14 protein-coding genes are annotated in these 21,361 nt (G+C 65.7%); 3 read left to right on the top strand and 11 right to left on the bottom strand.

The features are described 5' to 3' along the window. Nucleotides 1-160: 160 nt before the first annotated feature. From QA639_RS40575 to cyoA, 8 genes are all read right to left on the bottom strand, one after another. Nucleotides 161-580 (bottom strand): hypothetical protein, encoded by a 420-nt coding sequence (locus tag QA639_RS40575; RefSeq protein ID WP_283088843.1) that lies wholly within the window; start codon nucleotides 578-580, stop codon nucleotides 161-163. 168 nt (nucleotides 581-748) lie between these two features. Then, nucleotides 749-1,285 carry a response regulator transcription factor gene (locus QA639_RS40570; RefSeq protein ID WP_283088842.1) on the bottom strand — a complete coding sequence of 179 codons (537 nt, stop codon included), beginning with the start codon at nucleotides 1,283-1,285 and terminating at the stop codon, nucleotides 749-751. Beyond that, nucleotides 1,275-2,660 carry an ATP-binding protein gene (locus QA639_RS40565; protein WP_283088841.1) on the bottom strand — a complete coding sequence of 462 codons (1,386 nt, stop codon included), beginning with the start codon at nucleotides 2,658-2,660 and terminating at the stop codon, nucleotides 1,275-1,277. The genes QA639_RS40570 and QA639_RS40565 overlap by 11 nt, the downstream gene beginning before the upstream one ends. After that, nucleotides 2,632-3,462, bottom strand: coding sequence for an SURF1 family protein (locus QA639_RS40560; protein WP_283090699.1), 831 nt, complete (start codon nucleotides 3,460-3,462; stop codon nucleotides 2,632-2,634). Before QA639_RS40560 ends, QA639_RS40565 begins: the two co-directional genes overlap by 29 nt. Before the next feature lie 2 nt (nucleotides 3,463-3,464). Then, on the bottom strand, nucleotides 3,465-3,857 hold the full coding sequence (cyoD, locus tag QA639_RS40555) for a cytochrome o ubiquinol oxidase subunit IV (protein WP_283088840.1): 393 nt from the start codon (nucleotides 3,855-3,857) through the stop codon (nucleotides 3,465-3,467). Beyond that, on the bottom strand, nucleotides 3,854-4,483 hold the full coding sequence (cyoC, locus tag QA639_RS40550; RefSeq protein WP_283088839.1) for a cytochrome o ubiquinol oxidase subunit III: 630 nt from the start codon (nucleotides 4,481-4,483) through the stop codon (nucleotides 3,854-3,856). The genes cyoD and cyoC overlap by 4 nt, the downstream gene beginning before the upstream one ends. After that, nucleotides 4,480-6,483 (bottom strand): cytochrome o ubiquinol oxidase subunit I, encoded by a 2,004-nt coding sequence (gene cyoB / locus QA639_RS40545; RefSeq protein WP_283088838.1) that lies wholly within the window; start codon nucleotides 6,481-6,483, stop codon nucleotides 4,480-4,482. Before cyoB ends, cyoC begins: the two co-directional genes overlap by 4 nt. A 10-nt stretch (nucleotides 6,484-6,493) precedes the next feature. Next, a complete protein-coding gene (gene cyoA / locus QA639_RS40540; RefSeq protein WP_283088837.1) occupies nucleotides 6,494-7,660 on the bottom strand; it encodes a ubiquinol oxidase subunit II in 1,167 nt (388 codons plus the stop codon). Nucleotides 7,661-7,892: 232 nt separating this feature from the next. Between cyoA and QA639_RS40535 the strand changes: the two genes are divergently transcribed. Continuing rightward, nucleotides 7,893-9,182 carry an MFS transporter gene (locus QA639_RS40535; protein ID WP_157348824.1) on the top strand — a complete coding sequence of 430 codons (1,290 nt, stop codon included), beginning with the start codon at nucleotides 7,893-7,895 and terminating at the stop codon, nucleotides 9,180-9,182. Between the two features lie 173 nt (nucleotides 9,183-9,355). Here the strand turns inward: QA639_RS40535 and QA639_RS40530 are convergent, their stop codons facing one another. Then, a complete protein-coding gene (locus QA639_RS40530; RefSeq protein ID WP_283088836.1) occupies nucleotides 9,356-10,165 on the bottom strand; it encodes a transporter in 810 nt (269 codons plus the stop codon). A gap of 192 nt (nucleotides 10,166-10,357) precedes the next feature. Between QA639_RS40530 and QA639_RS40525 the strand changes: the two genes are divergently transcribed. Next, on the top strand, nucleotides 10,358-10,759 hold the full coding sequence (locus QA639_RS40525; RefSeq protein WP_050387732.1) for a c-type cytochrome: 402 nt from the start codon (nucleotides 10,358-10,360) through the stop codon (nucleotides 10,757-10,759). Between the two features lie 159 nt (nucleotides 10,760-10,918). On the opposite strand, the gene QA639_RS40520 is transcribed toward QA639_RS40525, so the two are convergent. Then, nucleotides 10,919-12,412, bottom strand: a complete 1,494-nt coding sequence (locus tag QA639_RS40520) for a M48 family metalloprotease (protein ID WP_028336213.1) — start codon at nucleotides 12,410-12,412, stop codon at nucleotides 10,919-10,921. A gap of 72 nt (nucleotides 12,413-12,484) precedes the next feature. After that, nucleotides 12,485-13,231: a thermonuclease family protein gene (locus QA639_RS40515; protein ID WP_028336214.1), complete on the bottom strand. Its 747-nt coding sequence runs from the start codon at nucleotides 13,229-13,231 to the stop codon at nucleotides 12,485-12,487. A 477-nt stretch (nucleotides 13,232-13,708) separates the two neighbouring features. Here QA639_RS40515 and QA639_RS40510 point away from each other — a divergent pair, with 477 nt between their 5' ends. Continuing rightward, on the top strand, nucleotides 13,709-21,217 hold the full coding sequence (locus QA639_RS40510; protein WP_283088835.1) for an Ig-like domain-containing protein: 7,509 nt from the start codon (nucleotides 13,709-13,711) through the stop codon (nucleotides 21,215-21,217). Nucleotides 21,218-21,361 lie beyond the last annotated feature (144 nt).

Below are 21,361 nucleotides of genomic sequence, written 5' to 3'. Positions count from 1 at the left end.
GGTGCATTCGAACCTTTGCCGCAAGATCGGTGGCTGCATCACTTGGCTGAATTGACCAGGGCGGCTCCGCTTCAATCGCTTGCCGTCGCATTCTTGCTGGGGGTCTTCCTGGCTCGGCGGTAACCCTCGGCGACGCCGTTGACGCTGCCGCGCCGTGTGCTCAATACGAGCGCTGCTTGATGCCCCAGCGGCCGTTCTCGGACGTCACGATCCACAAATTGCGGTGACGGCTGGCAACCGACCCGTCGGCGCGGTCGCGCGTATACTCGACCAACAGATGCACCTTGCGCGGACTGACCAGCACCGGCTCCTTGCGCTGATAGGTGCTCTTCGCCCATCCCGTGGTGCGCGTCAGATCCTCGAAGAACGACGCCGGCAGCTGGCCCGGGCCGTCCCAGATCACGAGCTGCTCGCCGGAGAGGATGACGTGCGGGAAGTGCAGCAGCACATCCATGCCGGCGAGATCGCGGGCGTTGAAGCGGTCGGTGAATTCGTCGATGCAGCGGATCGCCGCCGCGATCATGGCCGCGTCGCCGGCGTCATCCGTGCTGGGCTGGAAGAGGTTGTCGACACTGCTCATGCCGCTGCTATACATCCGCAGCGAAGCGAACGGCAACGGCGTGGCGGATCCGTAGCCCGGATGAACCGCAGCGAAATCCGGGGGCGCTTGATCGCGGATGGTTCGATCCCGGATTGCGCTTCGCTCCATCCGGGCTACGTACCTCCATCCCGGCTACGCTAGCCTGTGCTACTTCACCCGCTGCTTCTCGAGCTTGCGCGCCAATGTGCGGCGATGCATGCCGAGGCGGCGGGCGGCTTCCGAGATGTTGAAGTCGGTCTCCATCAGGGTCTGGTGGATGCGCTCCCATTCCAGCGTCTTGATCGAGGTCGGCCGCGCGCCGACCTCGATGGCGGCGTTGCCCTGCGCTTTAAGGAACGCGGCCTCGATGTCGTCGGTGTTCGACGGCTTGGCCAGATAGTGGCAGGCGCCGAGCTTGATCGCCTCGACCGCGGTCGCGATGCTGGCGAAGCCGGTCAGCACGACGATCAGCATCTCAGGATCATGCGCGTGCAACGCTTCGACGCAGGCAAGGCCGGAGGCGCCGCCGGCGAGCTTCAGGTCGACCACCGCATAGCCAGGCGATTGCTGCTCGAGCAGCTGGCGGACCTCGTCCAGCGAGGCCGACACCGCCACATCATAGCCGCGGCGCTCGAACGAGCGCTTCAGCGTGCGGGCGAAACCGGCGTCGTCCTCGACGATCAGGAGCTGGCGTTCATCCGTCAAGATGGTCTCCGATCGCAAGCGTCGAGAGCGGCAGCTCGAGCTTGACCGCGGCGCCGATGTCCGGCCGGTTGCGCGCCGTCACCACGCCGCCCAGCTTGCGCACCACGTTGACCACCAGGAACAGGCCGAGGCCGCTGCCGGGGCTACCCTTGGTCGATTGATACGGCTTGCCGATATGCGCCAGCATCTCGCGCGAGAAGCCCGGGCCGCGATCGGTCACCGACAGCACCAGCGTGTCGGCATTGCGCTCGGCGGTCAGCTCGATCCAGTCGCGCGAGACCTCGGCGGCGTTGTCGAGCACGTTGAAAATCGCCTGCTTGAGCGCGATGTCGGACACGATCGCGAGATCAGCGCCGAAGGCGTTGCGGAAATACAGCGTGGCCGACGGCCGCGTCGTCCGCCATTCCTCCACCAATGCCGTCAGGAACGCCGCGACCGTGGTCGGCGAGGAGCCTTCGCCGCGGGCTTCGCCCGCCGACAGCAGGATGCCTGTGACGATCGACTTGCAGCGCTGCACCGAAATCTCCATTTCGCCGAGGTCTTGCGACAGCTCGGGATCGGATGCGAGCGCGGGCATCCGGCGCCAGTCGCCCAGGATGACCGAGAGCGAGGCGAGCGGCGTGCCGAGCTCATGCGCGGCGCCGGAGGCCAGGAGGCCGATTCGGACGATGTGATCCTGCTCGGCGGCGTGCTGGCGCAGCGCCGCGAGGCGCAGGTCGCGATCGCGCAGATTGCGGTTGATCCGGGTCATGAACACCACGAGCAGCACGGCGTCGAGCACGAGGCCGATGAAGGTGCCGGCGATATAGAGGTTGAAGGCATCGGCGAACCCTTGCTGCGGCAGCTCCAGCGGCCGGTAATAGCTGGTCAGCCAGGCGAAGTTCATGCAGACCAGCGCCACCAGCGACCAGGTCGAGGGCGCATCGAGCAGCACCGCGCCAAGCGTTACCTGCAGCAGATAGAGCGAAGTGAACGGGTTGGTGGCGCCGCCGCTGAGATAGAGCAGGGCGGTCAGCGCCGCGACGTCGAGCGCCAGCGCGACTAGCAGCTCGCGGTTGTTGATGTCGGCGCGATAGCGCAGCCACAGCAGGCTGACGACATTGAGTGCCACTAGCCCGGAGATTACGGCCGCCAGGGGCAGCAGCGGCAGCGCGACGCCCATCCAGAACTGCACGAAGCCGATGGTGGCGATCTGGCCGATCACGGCGATCCAGCGCAGCTGGACCAGGAGGGCCATGTTCTTGCGATTGGTCGCGATGTCCGCGGGCGCGGAGAGATCGTACGGCATGCCGGCAGCCGCGCCCGCGGCGGACCGCATCACCGCCGCGCCGGTCGCGGCCTTGTCGTCATGCAGATCCGATGTGCGCTCGAGCATCTGGGCCTGTGTCGCGAGACAGATTGCGGGCTACGCCGATCAGGCGGCGCACGGCGGCGCGCCGTGAGTCCCACCTTGGATCGGAGGCGCCGGCGCGGCCCCTGCCGCTGATGACGCGCAGGAGCGCGCCCGCCAGCATAAGGGCCAGTGCGAACCATGTCAGCGCGTAAATCAGGTGGTTGTTCGGAAACCGCACGATCGTGAGCCCGCCGATTGGGTAGCCGCCCGGATTTGGCGTCGCATCGGCGTCGATGAAGAAGGGGGCTGCCTTCGACAGTCCGTGCGCGGCGGCGATCGCGGCGACGTCGCGGGAATACCAACGGCCGGCCGAAGCATCGTTGCTGCGCAGGAAGCCGCCCTTCGGCTCCGACATCCGCAGCAGTCCGGTGACGCTGACGGCGCGCTGCGGCTCGCCATCGCGCCGTGTCGCGGGATCGCGTTTATCAGCGGGAACAAAGCCGCGGTTGACCAGCACGGTGGTTCCGTCGGCGGCTTGCAGCGGGGTCAGCACCCAGAAGCCGGGACCTTCAGCCGTGACGGCCTGCACCAGCGTCTCATCGGCGTTGAGAAACGTGCCGCGTACGGTGACGCGGCGGTATTCATCGCTCGCGGCCGTGACATCAGGCCATGATGATGGGGGCGGCGGCGCGACCGGCGCCGCGTGCATGCGCTGCTCGACCCGTTCGATCAGCGTCAGCTTCCAGGTCCGGCGCTCGACCTGCCAGACGCCGAGCGCGCCCAGCAGCACCACGCCCAGCATGCCGAGCGTGAGCAGCACAAGCGAGGGCCTGGCAGACCGCATCGTCACGGCATCTGGCTCATGTCGTGCAGCGGCATCATGTTGACGTTGAGGTGATGCATGACCCACAGCGAGCCGGTCAGCCCGATCACCACCATGATCACGGTGAAGATCATCGCCATCATGGTCCAGCCGTTCTCGGACCGCGTGTTCATGTGCAGGAAGTACACCATGTGCACGACGATCTGCACCGCAGCCAGCACCAGCACGATCAATGCGGTGACCTGCTTGTCGGCGATCGCGCCGGTCATCACCAGCCAGAACGGCACCGCGGTGAGGACGACGGAGAGACCGAAGCCGATCAGATAACTCTGCAGCGAGCCATGGGATGCCCCGCCGTGAGCGTCGTGGCCGTGCCCGCCGGCGTTGGGTTCGAGAGCGTGAGCTTCTTTTGTCATCGCAGCATTCCCAGGAGATAAACGAAGGTGAAGACGCCGATCCAGACCACGTCGAGGAAGTGCCAGAACATCGAGAGGCACATCAGACGGCGCCGGTTGGCTTCGGTGAGGCCGAAGCGCGCGGTCTGCACCATCAGCGTCACCAGCCAGACGAGGCCGAAGGTGACGTGCAGGCCGTGGGTGCCGACCAGCGTGAAGAATGACGACAGGAAGGCGCTGCGCTGGGGCGTCGCGCCCTCATGGATCATGTGCGCGAACTCGGTAAGCTCGATGCCGAGGAAGGCGAGGCCGAACAGTCCTGTGATGGCGAGCCAGAGCTGGGTCGCGCCGATCCTCGATTTCTCCATCGTCAGCATGGCGAAGCCATAGGTGATCGAGGAGAGCAGCAGCATCGTGGTGTTGAGCGCGACCAGCTTGAGGTCGAACAGATCCTTCGGCGTCGGTCCGGCGGCATAGTTTCCGCCGAGCACGCCATAGGTCGCAAACAGCATCGCGAAGATGAGGCAATCGCTCATCAGGTAGATCCAGAAGCCCAGCATGGTGCTGGCGCCTTCCGGATGGTCGTGCTCGTCGATGACGTGGAAGACCGGCTCGGAGTCCTGTGTGGTTATGATCGCAACGCTCATGTCTGGGCTCCCGCGGCGAGCACGCGTGTCCGCGCGTCTTCAGTCCGCACCACCTCATCCGCCGGGATGTGGAAGTCGCGGTGATAATTGAAGGTGTGGCCGATCGCGATCGCGAGCAGCGCAACGAAGCTGACGGCGGCGAGCCACCAGATGTACCAGATCAGGCCGAACCCCATTACCGTCGCGAAGCCCGCGAGGATGATGCCGGTGCCGGTGTTGGAGGGCATGTGGATCGGCCTGAAACCGGTCAGCGGGCGCTTGTAGCCGCGGCGCTTCATGTCCCACCAGGCGTCGTTGTCGTAGACCACGGGCGTGAAGGCGAAGTTGTAGTCCGGCGGCGGCGAGGAGGTCGCCCATTCCAGCGTGCGTGCGTTCCAGGGATCGCCGGTGGTGTCCTTCAGCTGCTCGCGGCGCAGAATGCTGACCGCGAACTGCACCAGCATCGCGACGATGCCGAGCAGGATCAGGAACGCGCCGAAGCCCGCGATGATGAACCATATCTGCAAGGACGGATCGTCGAACACGCGGAGCCTTCTGGTCACGCCCATCAGGCCGAGCACGTAGAGCGGCATGAAGGCGAAGTAGAAGCCCGAGACCCAGAACCAGAACGACAGCTTGCCCCAGAACGGATCGAGCCTGAAGCCGAACGCCTTCGGGAACCAGTAGTTGATGCCGGCGAACAGGCCGAACAGCACGCCGCCGATGATCACGTTGTGGAAATGCGCGATCAGGAACAGGCTGTTATGCAGCACGAAATCGGCCGGTGGCACTGCCAGCAGCACGCCGGTCATGCCGCCGATCACGAAGGTCAGCATGAACGCCACCGTCCACATCATCGGCAGCTCGAAGCGGATACGGCCGCGATACATCGTGAACAGCCAGTTGAACATCTTCGCGCCCGTCGGGATCGAGATGATCATGGTGGTGATGCCGAAGAACGAGTTCACGCTGGCGCCGGAGCCCATCGTGAAGAAGTGATGCAGCCAGACCAGGTAGGACAGGATGGTGATGACGACCGTGGCGTAGACCATCGAGGTGTAGCCGAACAGCCGCTTGCCGGAGAACGTCGCGGTCACCTCGGAGAAGATGCCGAACGCCGGCAGCACCAGGATGTAGACCTCGGGGTGGCCCCAGATCCAGATCAGGTTCACGTACATCATCGGGTTGCCGCCGAAGTCGTTCGTGAAGAAGTTGGTGCCGACGTAGCGGTCGAGCGACAGCAGCGCCAGCACCGCCGTCAGCACCGGGAAGGAGGCGACGATCAGGACGTTGGTGCAGAGCGAGGTCCAGGTGAACACCGGCATCTTCATCATCGTCATGCCCGGCGCGCGCAGCTTGACGATGGTGCAGATCAGGTTGATGCCCGATAGCGTCGTGCCGACGCCGGCGACCTGTAGTCCCCATATGTAATAGTCGACGCCGACATCGGGACTGTAGCCGATGTTCGACAGCGGCGGGTAGGCGAGCCAGCCGGTGCGGGCGAATTCGCCGACGAACAGCGACATCATCACCAGCACGGCGCCGCCGACCGTCATCCAGAAGCTGAAATTGTTGAGGAACGGGAAGGAGACGTCGCGGGCGCCGATCTGCAGCGGCACCACATAGTTCATCAGGCCGGTGACCAGCGGCATCGCCACGAAGAAGATCATGATCACGCCGTGCGCGGTGAAGATCTGGTCGTAGTGATGGGCCGGCAGATAACCGTCGGAGCCGCCAAAGGCGATCGCCTGCTGCAGCCGCATCATCAGCGCGTCCGCGAAGCCGCGCAGCAGCATCACGATGCCGAGGATCATGTACATGATGCCGATGCGCTTGTGGTCCACGGTGGTGAACCACTCGCGCCACAGATAGGTCCAGAGCCGGAAATAGGTGACGATCGCAAACAGCGCGAGGCCGCCGGTCGCCACCACCGCAAAAGTGCCGACCAGGATCGGCTCGTGGATCGGCAGCGCCTCCAGATTGAGGCGGCCGAAGATCATCTTCACGAGATCGGGATTCATGCGGTCCTCCTCAGGACTCTGATTTGGGACGCTGACCGAGCAGCAAGGATGTCGACGAGGGATGCGCGGGCGAGAACGGCGGGCGCTTCAGCCCGAAGCCGCGCAGCGGCGTCAGGTCGAGCGGCGCGGTGATCTCGCGCGACGGCGCGTCCTTGATCTCGTCCATCGAGCAGATGCCGGCGACGAAGGTCGGCTCAGAGCCGAGCGGCGCGCCGCGGCGGGCGTATTTGTCGTAGGTCAGCGGCAGCGTGTTGTTGAAGCCTTCGCGGCCGAGGCCGCCCTTGGCGTCGATCGCCATCATCTCGCTCATGCACATCTTGCCGGGCTCGACGCACATGTTGAGGATCGCCTTGTAGAGATCGCGGTCGACCGAGCGGTAGAGCCGCACCGGATCGTTCTGGCTCGGACGCTCGAGCTGCAGATAGTCGGCGCGGCCGAGCATGTTGGCGCTGGTCTTGGCGGTGGCGATCCACTTGTCGAAATCGGCGCCAGACAGGCTCTTGAACTCGAAATGCATGCCGGAGAAGCCGGCGCCGCTGTAATTGGCGGAGAAGCCGCGATAGGTGCCTTCCTTGTTGGCGACCGCGTGCAGCTTGGTCTCCATGCCGGGCATCGCGTAGATCTGGCCGGCGAGCGCGGGGATATAGAACGAGTTCATCACGGAGGACGCCGTGATGCGGAAGCGGATCGGGCGGTCGACCGGAGCTGCGAGCTCGTTGACGGCGGCGACGCCGTAGTCGGGGTAGATGAACAGCCATTTCCAGTCGAGCGCGACCACCTCGACATTGAGCGGGGCGTCCTTGCTCTCGATCGGCTTGTCGGCGGCGATGCGGCCGAGTGAGCGGTAGGGATCGAGCAGATGGGTGCCCATCCAGGTCAGCGCGCCGAGGCAGATGATGATCAGCAGCGGCGCCGACCAGATCACGAGCTCGAGCTGGGTGGAGTGATCCCACTCCGGCTCATAGGGGGCCGCGGTGTTGGACTGGCGGTAGCGCCAGGCGAAGAACACGGTCAGCGCCATCACCGGAAGCACGATGATGAGCATCAGCACGGTCGAGATGACGACGAGGTCGCGTTGCTGGGCGGCGATGTCGCCGGCAGGGGCCAGGACGACGAAATCGCACCCGCCAAGGAGCGCCGCGAACGGCAATAAGGCCAATAATTTCAAGGCGCGCACGGCTCACCCCACTTGAATTTTATGAGTTCCGCCAAGGGGTAGCTGCGATGCAGCAAAGTTCACATTGGACAATTTGTCCAATGTTGCACTGCGGGATGGAGGATCAGAAGGTGAGGTGGACCGCGTGGCAATCTGCTCGTGGCCTCACTTCTTGTTCGAGCACGGTCTATTCGGAAAACCGGTTGGTCATGCTCCAAAGGACGGTTCTCCGGCGATGGCACAGGCCCCAGCAATGGCTCACGGCACCCCGACCGCATCAGGTCACGGGCAGGCGAAACCCGGTGAAATCGCCATCGGTGTCATCATCGGACGCACGTCGGAATTCTTCGACTTCTTCGTCTATGCGATCGCCTCGGTCATCGTGTTCCCGAAGCTGGTGTTCCCGTTCGTCAACGAGCTGACCGGCACGCTCTACTCATTCGGCATCTTCGCGCTGGCGTTCGCCGCGCGGCCGCTCGGCACCGTGATCTTCATGGCGGTCGACCGCCGCCACGGCAAGGGCGCCAAGCTCGTCATCGCGCTGTTCCTGCTCGGCACCGCCACGGTCGCGCTCGCCTTCCTGCCCGGCTACGACACGATCGGCGTCGCGGCAATCTGGCTGTTGGCCGCCGCGCGCGTGCTGCAGGGCATCGCCTGGGGCGGCGCCTGGGACGGCCTTGCCTCGCTGCTGGCGATGAATTCGCCGGCGCATCGCCGCGGCTGGTACGCGATGGTGCCGCAGCTCGGCGCGCCGCTCGGGCTGATCGTGGCCAGCGCGCTGTTCGCCTTCTTCGCCGGCAACCTCTCGGCGGATGATTTCTTCGACTGGGGCTGGCGCTATCCGTTCTTCGTCGCCTTCGCGATCAACGTGGTGGCGCTGTTCGCGCGGCTGCGCATGGTGGCGACGGATGAATATTCCGAGCTGTTCGAAAGCCGCGATCTCGAGCCGGCGCGGGTCGGCGAGACCATCGCGCAGGAGGGTCGTAACATCCTGCTCGGCGCCTTCGCGCCGCTGGCGAGCTTTGCGCTGTTCCACATGGTCACGGTGTTTCCGTTGTCCTGGGTGTTCCTGTTCACCAAGGAAAGCCCGGTGCGCTTCTTGATCATCGAGATGATCGGCGCCATGGTTGGCGTCGTCGCGATCGTCGCCTCCGGCATGATCGCCGACCGCGTCGGCCGCAAGCCGCTGCTCTTGGGCTCGGCGGTCGCGATCGCGGTCTATAGCGGCTTTGCCCCGCAGCTGCTCGATGCCGGGGCGGTTGGCGAAACGGTGTACATGGTGCTTGGCTTCGTGCTGCTCGGCCTGTCGTTCGGCCAGTCGTCGGGCGCGATCGCCTCGAGCTTCGCGCGGAACTATCGCTACACGGCCTCGGCGCTGACCTCGGATTTCGCCTGGCTGTTCGGTGCCGGCTTTGCGCCGCTCGCGGCGCTGCTGCTGGCGACGCATTTCGGCCTGATCTCGGCCGGCGCCTACCTGTTGTCGGGCGCGGTATGGACGCTGCTGGCGCTGTGGCTGAGCGGATTGCGCGAAGCCGAGGGTTGAACTCTTCTCCTTCCCCCTGAAAGGGGGAAGGTCGGGATGGGGGTCTGCCGCACGCGCTGGCGTGTGTGGAGACAAGATCCCCACCCGCTTTGCTCTGGCGAGCAAAGCGACCTCCCCTTTTCAAGGGGAGCTGGATAGGCCTCGCGGATGGTGCCCGATACCCATCTCCATCCTCAGCGAAACAGCCCGTCGACGCGGAACGAATACCCCAGGCCGACGATGTAGTTCGGCGAGTTGCGGTTGAGTCCGAACGCGACATGGAAGTCGACCTGCTGGGTCGGCGTGATCTGGTACAGGCCGCCGGAGTTGATGAGCTGGGTCGGCCGCGCGCCGTCGGGATAGTCGCCGACATATTCGGTGAACACGCTGATCCGCTCGGTCAGCTTCTTCTCGATCACGAAGGTCGCTTCCGACATGTGCCAGCCGGTCAGTTCGGCGGGGCGGAAGAATTCCGTGAACATGCCGCTGACGCCCCAGCCGTCATGCAGCTCCCATGACCACGGCAATTGGAGATAGGGCTGCGCGCCGCGCCCGGCGATTTCAGCCGCGCCCGTCGGCAGCGCGACGCCAGCCGTGATCGAGAGGTCGAGCTTCCCCGGCACGGGACTGATCTGCCATTTGATCCCCGGCGCGACGTCGGAAAAGCCCGAAGCGCCGGGCGACTTCGCAGTGCCGACATAGTTCGGCAGGTCGATCAGCACCTCGAGGCAGGGCGCGATTCCGAGCCGCCAGCGGCTATTGCTGCCGTCGATGCTGCGGCCACTGCTGCGGCCGGTCAGGTTGATGCCGTTTTCGTTCTGCAGGCTCCCGACCGGCACGACGATACTCGAATTGGTGACGTCGGGCCGGTCGGTCGCGATTTCGTCGCTCGGCTTGGGACAGCCGTCCGCGCGCGCGGCGGTGGCTGCTGCGAGCGTGAGCGCAGCAAGCACGCACCCGAGTTCGGCAAGTCGAGCGACGGCGCCGAACCGATTCTGAAACACTGGGGATGCTCCAATAGCCCGGCGCCGCTGCGGAGGTGGCAGCTTTCAATAGAGATCGGCGGCGCGCGGGGAAATTCCCGGTTGGCTCAAAATTCTTCGTCAGTCGTCGGCGGCGCGAGCGCGCGGCATTCCAAGGAATAGAATCGCGGCATGCCTGCTCCTGTTGTGGTGGCAAACAGGAGACCTCCGGGAATGACCATTCGTTCGATCGCAGGCGTGCTGGCGCCGCAGCAAGCCAAAATTGCCGCGATGGCGGCCATCGCGATTCTGCTCGCCCTGAACAGCGCCCGTGCCGCGGGAGATGCGGCGCGCGGCGCCACGCTGTACCAGGGCTGCGGCGATTGCCACTCGATCGACAAGAACGACGTCGGCCCGATGCACAAGGGTGTCGTCGGCCGCCTCGCCGGCTCCGTCGCAGGCTACGACTACTCGCCGGCGCTGAAGAATTCGAAGATCGTGTGGACCGAGGAAAATCTCGACAAATGGCTCACTGGTCCGGACACGATGGTTCCGGGCACCAAGATGTTCTACGAGGTTCAGGATCCGAAGGATCGCGCCGACATCATTGCCTTCCTCAAGGAGAAGGCGAAGTAGCGGGCTATCTCTCATGTCGTCCCTGCGGAAGCAGGGACCCATAACCACTGGAATATGTCGTTAGGGCGCGCTGTGGCCCCAGCCTTTTCCATCAATCGATAACAGTGGTTATGGGTCCCGGCGTTCGCCGGGACGACGGTCGTGAGAGGGCGTGCAGCCTCAATCCACCACGATCTTGACGCGGTCGCGCGGCTTCACCTGGGCATGGGCGTCGAGGCCGTTGAGCACGCGGAAGCGCTCGGACGGGTGGTCGACGCCGGACATGCGGTGCGACAGCGATTCCACGGTGTCGCCGGGCTGCACGTTGATGACCTTGATGCGCAGCGGCCGCGCGGCCTGGATCTCGTCGAGCGTCAGGCGGCGGAACGAGTTGACGGTCTCGCGCGCGTTACGCTCGCTCTCGGTGGACTTCTGCTTGGCGGCGAAGATGAAGCGGTAGACGTCGCTGCCGAAGCGCAGCGCATAGACCTTGAACTGCCACTGGTCGCCATGCGCGGTGGCCGACGCCGCCGGAAAGCCGTTGATGTTGAGGTCCTCGGTCGATGACTTCTCGACGCCTTCCATCCAGCCCGAATTCAGGTAATCGCCGAGCGACTGCTCGGCCGGCACCCGCACCACGTCGAAGCGCATCGCCTGGCTGCCGCCCTCGCGCACGCCGATCACCGCCTGCGCGGTGTTGTCGAGCGTGAAGTTGTCGGGCGCGGTGAAGGTGAAGCCGAGCTTGGGATGCAGGAAGCGGCGGCCGCGCACGAAGCCTTCGCTGGGATCTTCGCCATAGACGATGTTGTCGATCGCGGCGAGATAGGTCTCGCGGTCGCGTTCGTTGCTCTCGGGCGATGAGTATTGCCGTGCGGTGGTCTGCGCATTGTTGATGCGCTCGGGCGTCGCCGGATGCGACGAGGTGAAGTCCTGCGCCCGCGGATCGAGCGCGGTCTTGCCGATCTTGAGCGCGGCATTGCGCTCCATCGCGGTCAGGAAGCGCGCCGCGCCGTAGGGATCGAAATGCGCGCGAGCGGCGATCCCGACGCCGATGCCGTCGGCCTCGAACTCCTGCTGGCGCGAGAAGCTCGCCATCGTCAGCTTGGTCTTGGCGAGCGCCAGCGCGGTGAGATCGGGATCGGTGCTCATGTCGGTGACGACGCGCGTCACCACCGCCGCCTGGCGGGCCTGGTCCTCGCGCATCGCCGCGTGCTTGGCCAGCACATGCGCCATCTCGTGGCTTAGCACCGAGGAGAGCTCGGAGGTGTCGCTGGCGAGCGCAATCAGGCCGCGCGTGACATAGAGCTGGCCGGTCGGCAGCGCGAAGGCGTTGACCGCGCCGGAATTGAGGATCGTGACCTTGTAGGCCTGGTCGGGCCGTTCGGAGGCAGCGACCAGGCGCTCGACGGTCTTGCTGATCAGGGCCTCCAGCTTCGGGTCGTCATAGGCGCCGCCATAGGACGACAGGATGCGCTCATGCTCGCGTTCGCTCGTGGGCGTCTGCTGCACCACGCGGTTCGGCTTTACCGGCGCCACCGCTGCCGTGGGCGTGGCCTGCTCGAACCGGCCGACATTGCCGCAGGCCGACAGCGTCAGGGCGGCGCAAACGAGCGCCGGCGCAGCCGAAAGGCGGCGGCCAGTCCCCTCTTCACGCCGTCCTGCGCGCTCAATCACGTCAAAAACTCACAAATTGTCCCGTAAAAAGACCGGGGCAGGGCCCCTGGGTTTCTTGAGTCCCTTGGGCCCCTAGTTCCCGCCGAGCACTTCAAGCTGCCCCACCCGGAGCAGTTCGATTCGCGGCCCACGTCGTGCTTCCACCCAGCCTCGTACACGAATCTTACGATTTTCCAGAGACTTGGGCGCAAGCCCCGCCGCCTCGAACGCAGGGACTATGCGCCTTGAAATAGTCACAGCAAAGTCCCGTGTCCAGTTTCGGCCGAAATTCAGGTAGGTCGTCGCCCCGGCCTGACGCACGGACAAAACCTTGCCCTCGACCACGGTAAAGCGCCCGATCCCGGCCAAAATATCGTCCGGACTTTCGGCGTTTTTTATGACCGTGGAGCCGGCCCAGGTTCCCGATCGGGCGGCCCTTGCCTCGGCCTCGGCCGCCATCAGCGCGGTGGCGCAGTCCTGGTCCGGGGTCTCGGATGACACCAGCGCGAGGCCCTGGCGCAGCAGCTCGCTTTGCACGGGCTTCTCACTGCCTTCGAGGAATGCGTAGGCCGGCTGTCGGCCATAGCGGTCCGGCGTGTCGTCCTGTCCGCGCAGCGTCACCTCGCGGCCGACCAGCAGCGCCGTCAGTGCGGCGATAGCCTTCGCCTTGTCGGCCACCTCGATACCGGCGAGCTTGACCTCACGGCCGTCGTCGAGCCGCAGGCTGCGCGCATCGACGATGGCGGCGACGCGACCCTCGCCCTGAATCTCGAAATTGCAGCCAGTCGCTTCGGCGCGTCCGATGCTCGCGCCGATCGCGAGGACGCATACCGTCATCATCACCGCCCACGGACGGCGACGCCATGCTCGATCGCGTGGAGGCGTCATGCGGCACTCGTCACTTCGGCGCGCTCCGCTCGGAGCGTGGTCGCCAACAAGGACAGTCTGACGGAAAGATCGCTTCGGGGCCACCACAAGCGAAGCGAGATCGCATCGAGGGATGCCATCGTTGATTCGGTGGTCAATTTTCTGCGGCGCTTCTCATCGCGTGCACAGGCGAAATTGGTGTTTCACATCAATCCGTGCCTGTCGCGCGACGAACTCGTCTTCAGCGCCCCTTGTCGTGACGAAAATTGCCGTCCGATCGTGCATCGAGCGGCCCTCACACGCGTCAACCTTACCCATTCATCATCTCAACTCCGTGCGCGGAATGAGAATTCATTATTGTTGCCAATGACTTGCGGCGCAAGATAACTATTCGGCAATTTTTTGAAAGGCGGCCGATTGCGGTCGCTCACTCATATTGCCGAGGTTCTTGTGTCGAACCCAGTCGTTCTCACGCTGTCGACCAGCGATCCGCTCAGCGATTATCTTCTGCTCTACAACGCGATTTCGGCGATCAGCGTCGGCGGCGGACTCGCTGCTGCCAACACCGATTACGTGATCCACTTCTCGCTCTCGTCCGGTGCGCGCACGCTGCAATTGCTGGACGATCTGCCGGCCATCAACCTGATGAGCGGCTCCACGCTCACCTTCGACGGCAACTCCGACTACAACAATCAGCTCGGCGGCCAGGACTACAGCGACGTCATCGACGCGCGCGGTTATCAAGGCTTCGTGGTCACCTCCGGCACGGTGACGTTCAAGAACCTCACCATCATCAACGCGGTTGCAAGCGGCGGCAATGGCGGGGTCGGCGGTGGTGGTGGCGGCGCGGGTCTCGGTGGTGGCTTGTTCGTCGGACAGAACGCCAACGTCACGCTGAACAATGTCAATTTCGGCAACAACACCGCCAAGGGCGGCGATGGCGGCGTGGTCGATCCGGCCGGCGGCGGCGGCGGTGGTGGCGGCATCGGTGCCGACGGCGGCAGCGGCAATGGTGGCGGCGGTGGTGGCGGCGGCTTCGGTGGCCAGGACTATTACGGCTACCACGGCAATGGCGGCAGCGGTTACAGCGAGGCGGGCTCCGACAGCCAGCATCCCTCGACCGGGGCGCAGAACGCGGGCGGCACACCGGCGACGATCGAAGGTGCGGCGGGCGGCGGACAGGGCGCCGACAATTACGGCGGCAGCGGCTACGGCGCGCATGCCGGCGGTGGCGCGAGTGGCGGCGGTGGTGGCGGCGGTGTCGGTGGTGGCGGCGGCGGCATCGGCGGCGCTAACTCGGTAGCCGGCGCTCCCGGAGCTGGCTTCGGCGGCGCGGGCGGCGTTGGTGGCGGCGGCGGCGGCGGCATCTACAGCGGCGGCGATGGTGGTTTCGCCGGCGGTGGCGGCGGTTCCGGCAACGGTAGCGGATACGCGCATACCGGCGGCGATGGCGGATTTGGCGGTGGCGGCGGCGGCTCGAACGGCACGCCCGGCACCGGTGGATTCGGCGCGGGCAACGGCTCGCTCGCCGGCGGCGGCGGTGGCGCCGCAGGCCTCGGCGGCGACATCTTCGTCCAGCAGGGCGGCAAGCTGACCGTCATCGGCGGCACCCTGATGGATGCCACCGAGATCGGCGGCACCGGCGCCAACGGCGCCGGCAACGGATCCGCCTATGGCGACATCTTCATCCAGGGCACGATGGTTGTCACGCCGACGCACACCGTGCCCACGTTCTCCCAGGGCCTGCAGACCGTCACCACGCTCACGATCGGCGACAGCATCGCTGATGAGCGGGGCATCAGCGGCAGCGGCACGACCGGCAAGCTGGTCGTTTCCGGCGGCGGCACGCTGACGCTGACGGGGGCGAGCAGCTATGTCGGCGGCACCCAGATCGACAGTGGCAACACGCTCTCGATCACGGCCGACAACAACATCGGCGGTTCGGCCGGGGCGCTGATCCTCAACGGCGGCACGCTGACCACGACCGGTGGCTACACCTTCACGCACGACATCCAGGTCACCGCCAATGGCGGCACCTTCGATATTTCCTCCGGCACGATCGCCGACACCGGCTCGATCAGCGGCTCCGGCACCTTCACACTGTCCGGCGCCGGCACGTTGCAGCTCGGGATGGGTCAGCTCGCCGGGCTGACCGGGACGTTTGGTCTGAGCAGCGCGCATCTGTCGCTGACGTCGAGCGGCACTTTCGACGACACGCTCTCGGTCAGCGGCAATTCGATCCTGTCGATCGCGAACGGCAAGACCGTGTCCGACACCGCCCTCGTCACCGGCAGCGGCAATCTCGGCGTCGATGGCGGCGGTACGCTCATGCTTGGCCATGCCGCAAATACCTACGGCAGCACGACGATCTATTCGGGCACGGTGTGGCTCACCGCGGCCGGCGCCGCCGGAACCGGCAACATCTCGTTTACCTCAGGCATTGCCGGCACGCTGAAGATCGACAACGCTGCGCTGAGCGGCAATGCGTTCGCCAACACGATCGCGAACTTCAATCCCGGCCAGTTCATCGACCTGACCGGGTTGCAGTACAACACCCAGAATCCGTCGCTCAACACGGTCAGCCTGTCCGGCAACACGCTCTCGATCTCGAACGGCACCACGACCGATACGCTGATCCTTGCCGGCGTCGGCGCCGGGACCAGTTTTCAGCTCTCGCAGGATGCCAACGGCGGAACGATCGTGCAGGTCGTCTCGACCCGCGTCTTCAACGTCTCCAACGTCACCGAGCTCAACGCCGCCATCCTGCAGATGGATTCCGGCGGACAGAACGCCGCGTCGAATGCCAACTACACGATCAACATCACCGCCGGTTTCAGTCTGACGTCGGAACTGTACGCGCTCAATCTGCTCAGCGGGTCGAGCGTCACCATCAACGGCAGCGACGGTCACGGCGGCAACTACACGATCGATGGCCTCAACGCCCAGCGCGGCTTCTTCGTCTATGCCGGTAACGTAAACCTCGAGAACCTGACCATCCAGAACACGGTGGCTGCCGGCGGCGGCGTCGTTCGGGGTGGCGGCGGCGGCGGCGCCGGGCTCGGCGGTGCGCTGTTCATCTCGTCGAACGGCAGCGCCACCATCGACAATGTCACCTTCCACAACAGCGCCGCGATCGGCGGCAACGGCGGTGCCGGCGGCACTGGCAATATCGCGTACGGCTACGGCTACGGCGGTGGCGGCGGGATGGGCGGACGCGGCGGAAGCAGCGGCGGCGGGGGGATCGGCCTCGGCGCTCAGGGCGCGGACAGCGATCTCTTTAGAAGCGGTTCACCCGGCACCATCCCCAACGCGGCCGGGGGCGGCAAAGGGAGCGACGGTTACCTGATCTCGATCGGTGGTGCGACCGAGCTTTACTGGTATGGCGGATCAGGCGGCGCCAACGGTGGAGGCGGCGGCGCCGCTGGGTGGATCGGCAGCGCCGTCCGCGCACCCTACGGGCCGGGGGGCGGTGTCGGCGGCAGAAACGGGGCCGACGGCGGCAACGGCGGCTTCGGTGGCGGAGGCGGCGATGGCGGCGACGGTGGCTTCGGCGGCGGTGGCGGTTACAACGGCGATGGCGGCTTCGGCGGCGGGGGCGGCATAGGAGGTATCGGCGGCTTCGGTGCCGGCAATGGCGGCACCAATGGCAACGGCGCGCCGGGCGGCGGTGGCGGTCTCGGCGCCGGCGGCGCCGTCTTTGTTCAGCAAGGCGGCTCGCTGACCATCAAGGGTGGTTCGCTCTCCAACGATTCCGGGTTCAATGCCGTCGCCGGCGGCACCAATGGCATCGGCCAGGCCAGCGGCTCGGGTTTCGGCTCCGGCATCTTCATCCAGGGCAACAACAATCTCAGTTTCACGCCGGCCAGCGGCCAGACGCTGACGGTTGCCAACGACATCGCCGACCAGAGCGGCAATGGCGGCACCGGTGCCAATGCGGGTGTCGGCGGCCTTGCCATCAGCGGCGGCGGCACCGTCATCCTCGGCGGCAACAACACGTATACCGGCAATACCACGGTCAGCGGCGCCGGCACCCGGGTGTCGATCTCAGCCAACGTGAATCTCGGCGCGGTCACCAATGTGCTGAAGCTGGGCGACGGCACCGGCATCAGCTTCACCGACGGCTTCACGCAGACCCGCAACATCGCCGTCGCGGGCGATCCGGTCTTCAACGTCGCCGCCGGCGAGATCGTTACCCAGAGCGGCGTGATCTCCGACGGCGCGACGCCTGGTGATGTCGAGCTGACCGGCGGCGGCCGGCTGGTGCTGTCCGCGCACAACACCTATTCCGGCGGCACCGTCATCAAGGGCTCGATCCTGGAGCTGGCGGCGAACGGCGCGGCAGGGACCGGCGCGATCGCCTTCACCGACGGCAGCACCGAAAAACTCGTGCTCGATGCCGCGGCATTCTCCGGCACCTCGTTCGCAACGTCGATCACCGGCTTTGCCGGCGGCGACACCATCGACTTCGGCAACATCGCCTATGACGCCACGGCGACGCTGTCCTATGCGAACGGCGTGTTGCTGGTGAAGAGCGGTAGCGGCACGACGCTCGCATCGCTGACCCTGAGTTTTGGCGCTGGCGCCTCGGCCGGCTCGCTGATGCTGGCGTCCGACGACTCGGCCTCTCCGCATCTTGAGATCCGGTCACAGGCGAGCATCGCCTCGGTCACAGCTGATACCACAAATCATCTCACGATCTTGAACGCCGGCAAGGTCGTCACGATCACGGTCAACTTCAGCAACACGGTGAGCGTGACCGGCGCGCCCGAGCTGCTGCTCAACGACGGCAAGGCCGCGACCTATCTCAGCGGCAGCGGCTCGCAGGCGCTGGTGTTCAGCTACACGGTGCAGGACGGCGACAGCACGTCTGACTTGCAGGTGCAGAGCCTCTCGCTCAACGGCGGCACGATCAGGGATCCCGGCGGCCAGGACGCCGACGTGACCCATGCGGCGACCGATCTGCATCTCGTGATCGACGCGATCGCGCCGACCGTGTCGGTTGCGGCGAGCTCGACCGCACTGCTGGCCGGTCAGACCTCGACCGTCACCTTCACCTTCTCCGATGCGGTCAGCGGCTTCGCGCTGACGGACACGACGGTGAGCGGCGGCGCGCTGAGCAACCTCGTGCATGTCGGCGTCAACGCCGCGCACCAGGACATCTACACGGCAACCTTCACACCCGATGTGACCAATTCCGAGGCAGGCTCGGTGCAGGTCAACGCGTCAAGCTATACCGACAGTGCCGGAAACGCCGGCGCGGCAAGCAATGCGATCACCTTCAGCGGCGATACCAAGGCGCCGACGGTGGCGGTCTCCGTCGATCACACCACGCTGACTGCCGGCGATAGCGCGCTCGTCACCTTCACCTTCTCCGAGGCCGTCAGCGGCTTTGGATTGGGTGATGTCGCCGTCCAGGGCGGTACGCTGGGCAATCTCACCCATGTCGGCATCGATGGCGCCGGCCATGACGTCTACACCGCGACCTTCACGCCCGATGTGACCAACACCGAGGCGGGTTCGGTGCAGGTCAACGCATCGAGCTATAGCGATACGGCCGGCAGTTCCGGCGCGTCGAGCAACACGATCAGCTTCACCGGCGACACCAGGGCGCCGACCGTGTCGGTTTCGGCTGACCATGGGACGCTGCTCGCCGGCCAGACCGCGGTCGTGACCTTCACCTTCTCCGAGGCCGTCGCGGGCTTTGCGCTCGGCGATGTCAGCGTCAGCGGCGGCGCGCTGGGCAGCCTTGTCCATGTCGGCGTCAACGGCGCCGGGCAGGACATCTACACCGCGACCTTCACGCCCGACGTCACCAATGCCGAGGCTGGCTCGGTGCAGGTCAACGCATCAAGCTATAGCGACACGGCCGGCAACGCCGGCGCCGCCAGCAACGCCATCAACTTCACCGGTGACACGCTGGCGCCGACGGTCTCCGTCACGCTCAATCCCGACACGGTGCTGGCCGGCGACCTCTCGGTCGCGACCTTCACCTTCTCGGAGGCCGTCTCGGGCTTCGCACTCGGCGACATCTCCGTCCATGGGGGCGCGCTGAGCAATCTCGTGCATGTCGGGCTCAATGGCGCTGGGCAGGACGTCTACACCGCGACCTTCACGCCCGATGTCAGCGACACCGAGACCGGCTCGGTGAAGGTCAACGCGTTGAGCTATGCCGATGTGGCCGGCAATGCTGGTGCCGCGAGCAACACCGCCACGATCGGTGGTGATACGCTGGCGCCGACGGTGTCGATCGCGGCTGACCGCAACGCGCTGCTGGCGGGCCAAACCGCGCTGGTGACGTTCACGTTCTCCGAACAAATTGCGAGCTTCGCGCTCGGTGACGTCACGGTGCATGGTGGGGCGTTGGGCAATCTGGTCCATGTCGGCGTCAACGCATCGGGCCAGGACGTCTACACGGCAATTTTCACGCCGGATGAAAGCAACACTGAAGCGGGCTCGGTGCAGGTCGCGGCGTCTGGTTACACCGACGTCGCCGGCAATAGCGGCGCGGCAAGCAACGCCATCAATTTCACCGGCGATACCAGGGCCCCGACGGTGTCGGTTGCGGTGAGCCCGAGCACCGTGCTTTCCGGCCAGACTTCGGCCGTCACTTTCACCTTCTCCGAAGAGGTCGCGGGCTTTGCGCTCGGCGATACCGTCGTCGCCGGTGGTACGGTAACCAATCTGATCCATGTCGGGCTCAATGGTTCAGGCCAGGACGTCTACACCGCGATCTTCACGCCCGATATCAACGACATCGTGGCGGGCTCGATCCGGGTCACCGCCGCAAGCTATGCCGACGTATCAGGCAATGCCGGCGCGGCGAGCAATACCGCGACGATCGGTGGCGACACGCATCCGCCGACGGTATCGGTGGCGGCCGATCACACCCTGCTGCACGCCGGCGACGCCGCGCCGATGACGTTTACCTTCTCCGAGGCGGTCGCGGGTTTCGGACTCGGCGACGTCACCGTCCATGGCGGACTGCTGGGCAGCCTCGTCCATGTCGGCGTCAACGGCGCGGGTCACGATATCTACACCGCGACCTTCACGGCCGATGTCACCGACCATCTGTCGGCCGATCTTTCGGTTGCAGGGGCGAGCTACACCGACATCGCCGGCAACGCCGGCGGAGCAAGCAACGTGGTCAGCTTCACCGGCGACACCAAGGCGCCAGCGGCGCCGACGCTGGCGCTGCACCGCGACACCGGCGTCTCCAGCACCGACCACATTACCAGCAATGGGCTGATCGATTACACCAAGTTCGATGCGGCCGACACGCTGCGCTACAAGACCGACGGTGCCTCGGGCTTCTCCACGGCGGTGCCGATCTTCACGACCGACGGCATGCACTCCGTCACGGTGCAGGAGGTCGACGCCGCCGGCAATGTCAGCGCATCCTCTAGCCTGACCTTCACCCTCGACACCACGGCGCCCCATCTCACCGGGATCACGGCGACGCCCTCCGGCGGCGTCGCAGCGCCGGGTTCACTGGTGCAACTGACGGTCGGCTTCAACGAGGCGGTGCACGTCAATGGCGGCGCGCCAAGCCTGACGCTGAATGATGGCGGCACCGCAATCTACGACGCCGCGGCAACGGTGCTGCTCGGCGATTCCTCGAAGCTGGTGTTCGATCACATCGTGTCATCGACGGATCGGGCCGGCTCGCTGGCCGTGACCGGCTTCGCCGCCAATGGCGCCGATGTCGTCGACCTGGCCGGCAATGCGGCTTCGCTTTCGGCGGTGTCCGCCGTCTTCGACGCCCTGCACATCAACGAGACTATCGTGCCGGCCTACACGCTCGGCGCCATCACCCGCCCGGAATTGCATCTGGATCTGGGCGGTCGCATCATCATGGATGCAGCGGCATCGGCATTCGCCGGACATTATGGCATGCAGTACCTGTTCCTCGGCCTGCCGGCGGGAATGCCCCATCAGACCGTTCCCGACTTTCATCTCTGATCGCAGCGCGGCCGGAAGCTCCGGCGCGGCGCTTCATTCCGCTTAGCGGAAAACAGATTGCTGCCGCTGCGGCTTGCTGCAGTGCAGGCCATGCGGCATGATCCGGCCCTCGAAACGGACCTGATGGAACGGGGTCCGCGCTGC

It is taken from the genome of Bradyrhizobium pachyrhizi (assembly GCF_029714545.1).
Taxonomy (GTDB): Bacteria; Pseudomonadota; Alphaproteobacteria; order Rhizobiales; family Xanthobacteraceae; genus Bradyrhizobium; species Bradyrhizobium pachyrhizi.
This window is presented reverse-complemented; position numbering and strand designations above follow the sequence as displayed.

Bases quoted from the DNA above. Each gene is read 5' to 3' on its own strand.
- cyoD (WP_283088840.1), bottom strand. From the start codon at position 3,857: ATGACAAAAGAAGCTCACGCTCTCGAACCCAACGCCGGCGGGCACGGC.
- QA639_RS40560 (WP_283090699.1), bottom strand. From the start codon at position 3,462: ATGCGGTCTGCCAGGCCCTCGCTTGTGCTGCTCACGCTCGGCATGCTG.
- QA639_RS40535 (WP_157348824.1), top strand. From the start codon at position 7,893: ATGGCTCACGGCACCCCGACCGCATCAGGTCACGGGCAGGCGAAACCC.
- cyoC (WP_283088839.1), bottom strand. From the start codon at position 4,483: ATGAGCGTTGCGATCATAACCACACAGGACTCCGAGCCGGTCTTCCAC.
- QA639_RS40565 (WP_283088841.1), bottom strand. From the start codon at position 2,660: ATGCTCGAGCGCACATCGGATCTGCATGACGACAAGGCCGCGACCGGC.
- QA639_RS40525 (WP_050387732.1), top strand. From the start codon at position 10,358: ATGACCATTCGTTCGATCGCAGGCGTGCTGGCGCCGCAGCAAGCCAAA.
- QA639_RS40575 (WP_283088843.1), bottom strand. From the start codon at position 580: ATGAGCAGTGTCGACAACCTCTTCCAGCCCAGCACGGATGACGCCGGC.
- QA639_RS40515 (WP_028336214.1), bottom strand. From the start codon at position 13,231: ATGATGACGGTATGCGTCCTCGCGATCGGCGCGAGCATCGGACGCGCC.
- cyoB (WP_283088838.1), bottom strand. From the start codon at position 6,483: ATGAATCCCGATCTCGTGAAGATGATCTTCGGCCGCCTCAATCTGGAG.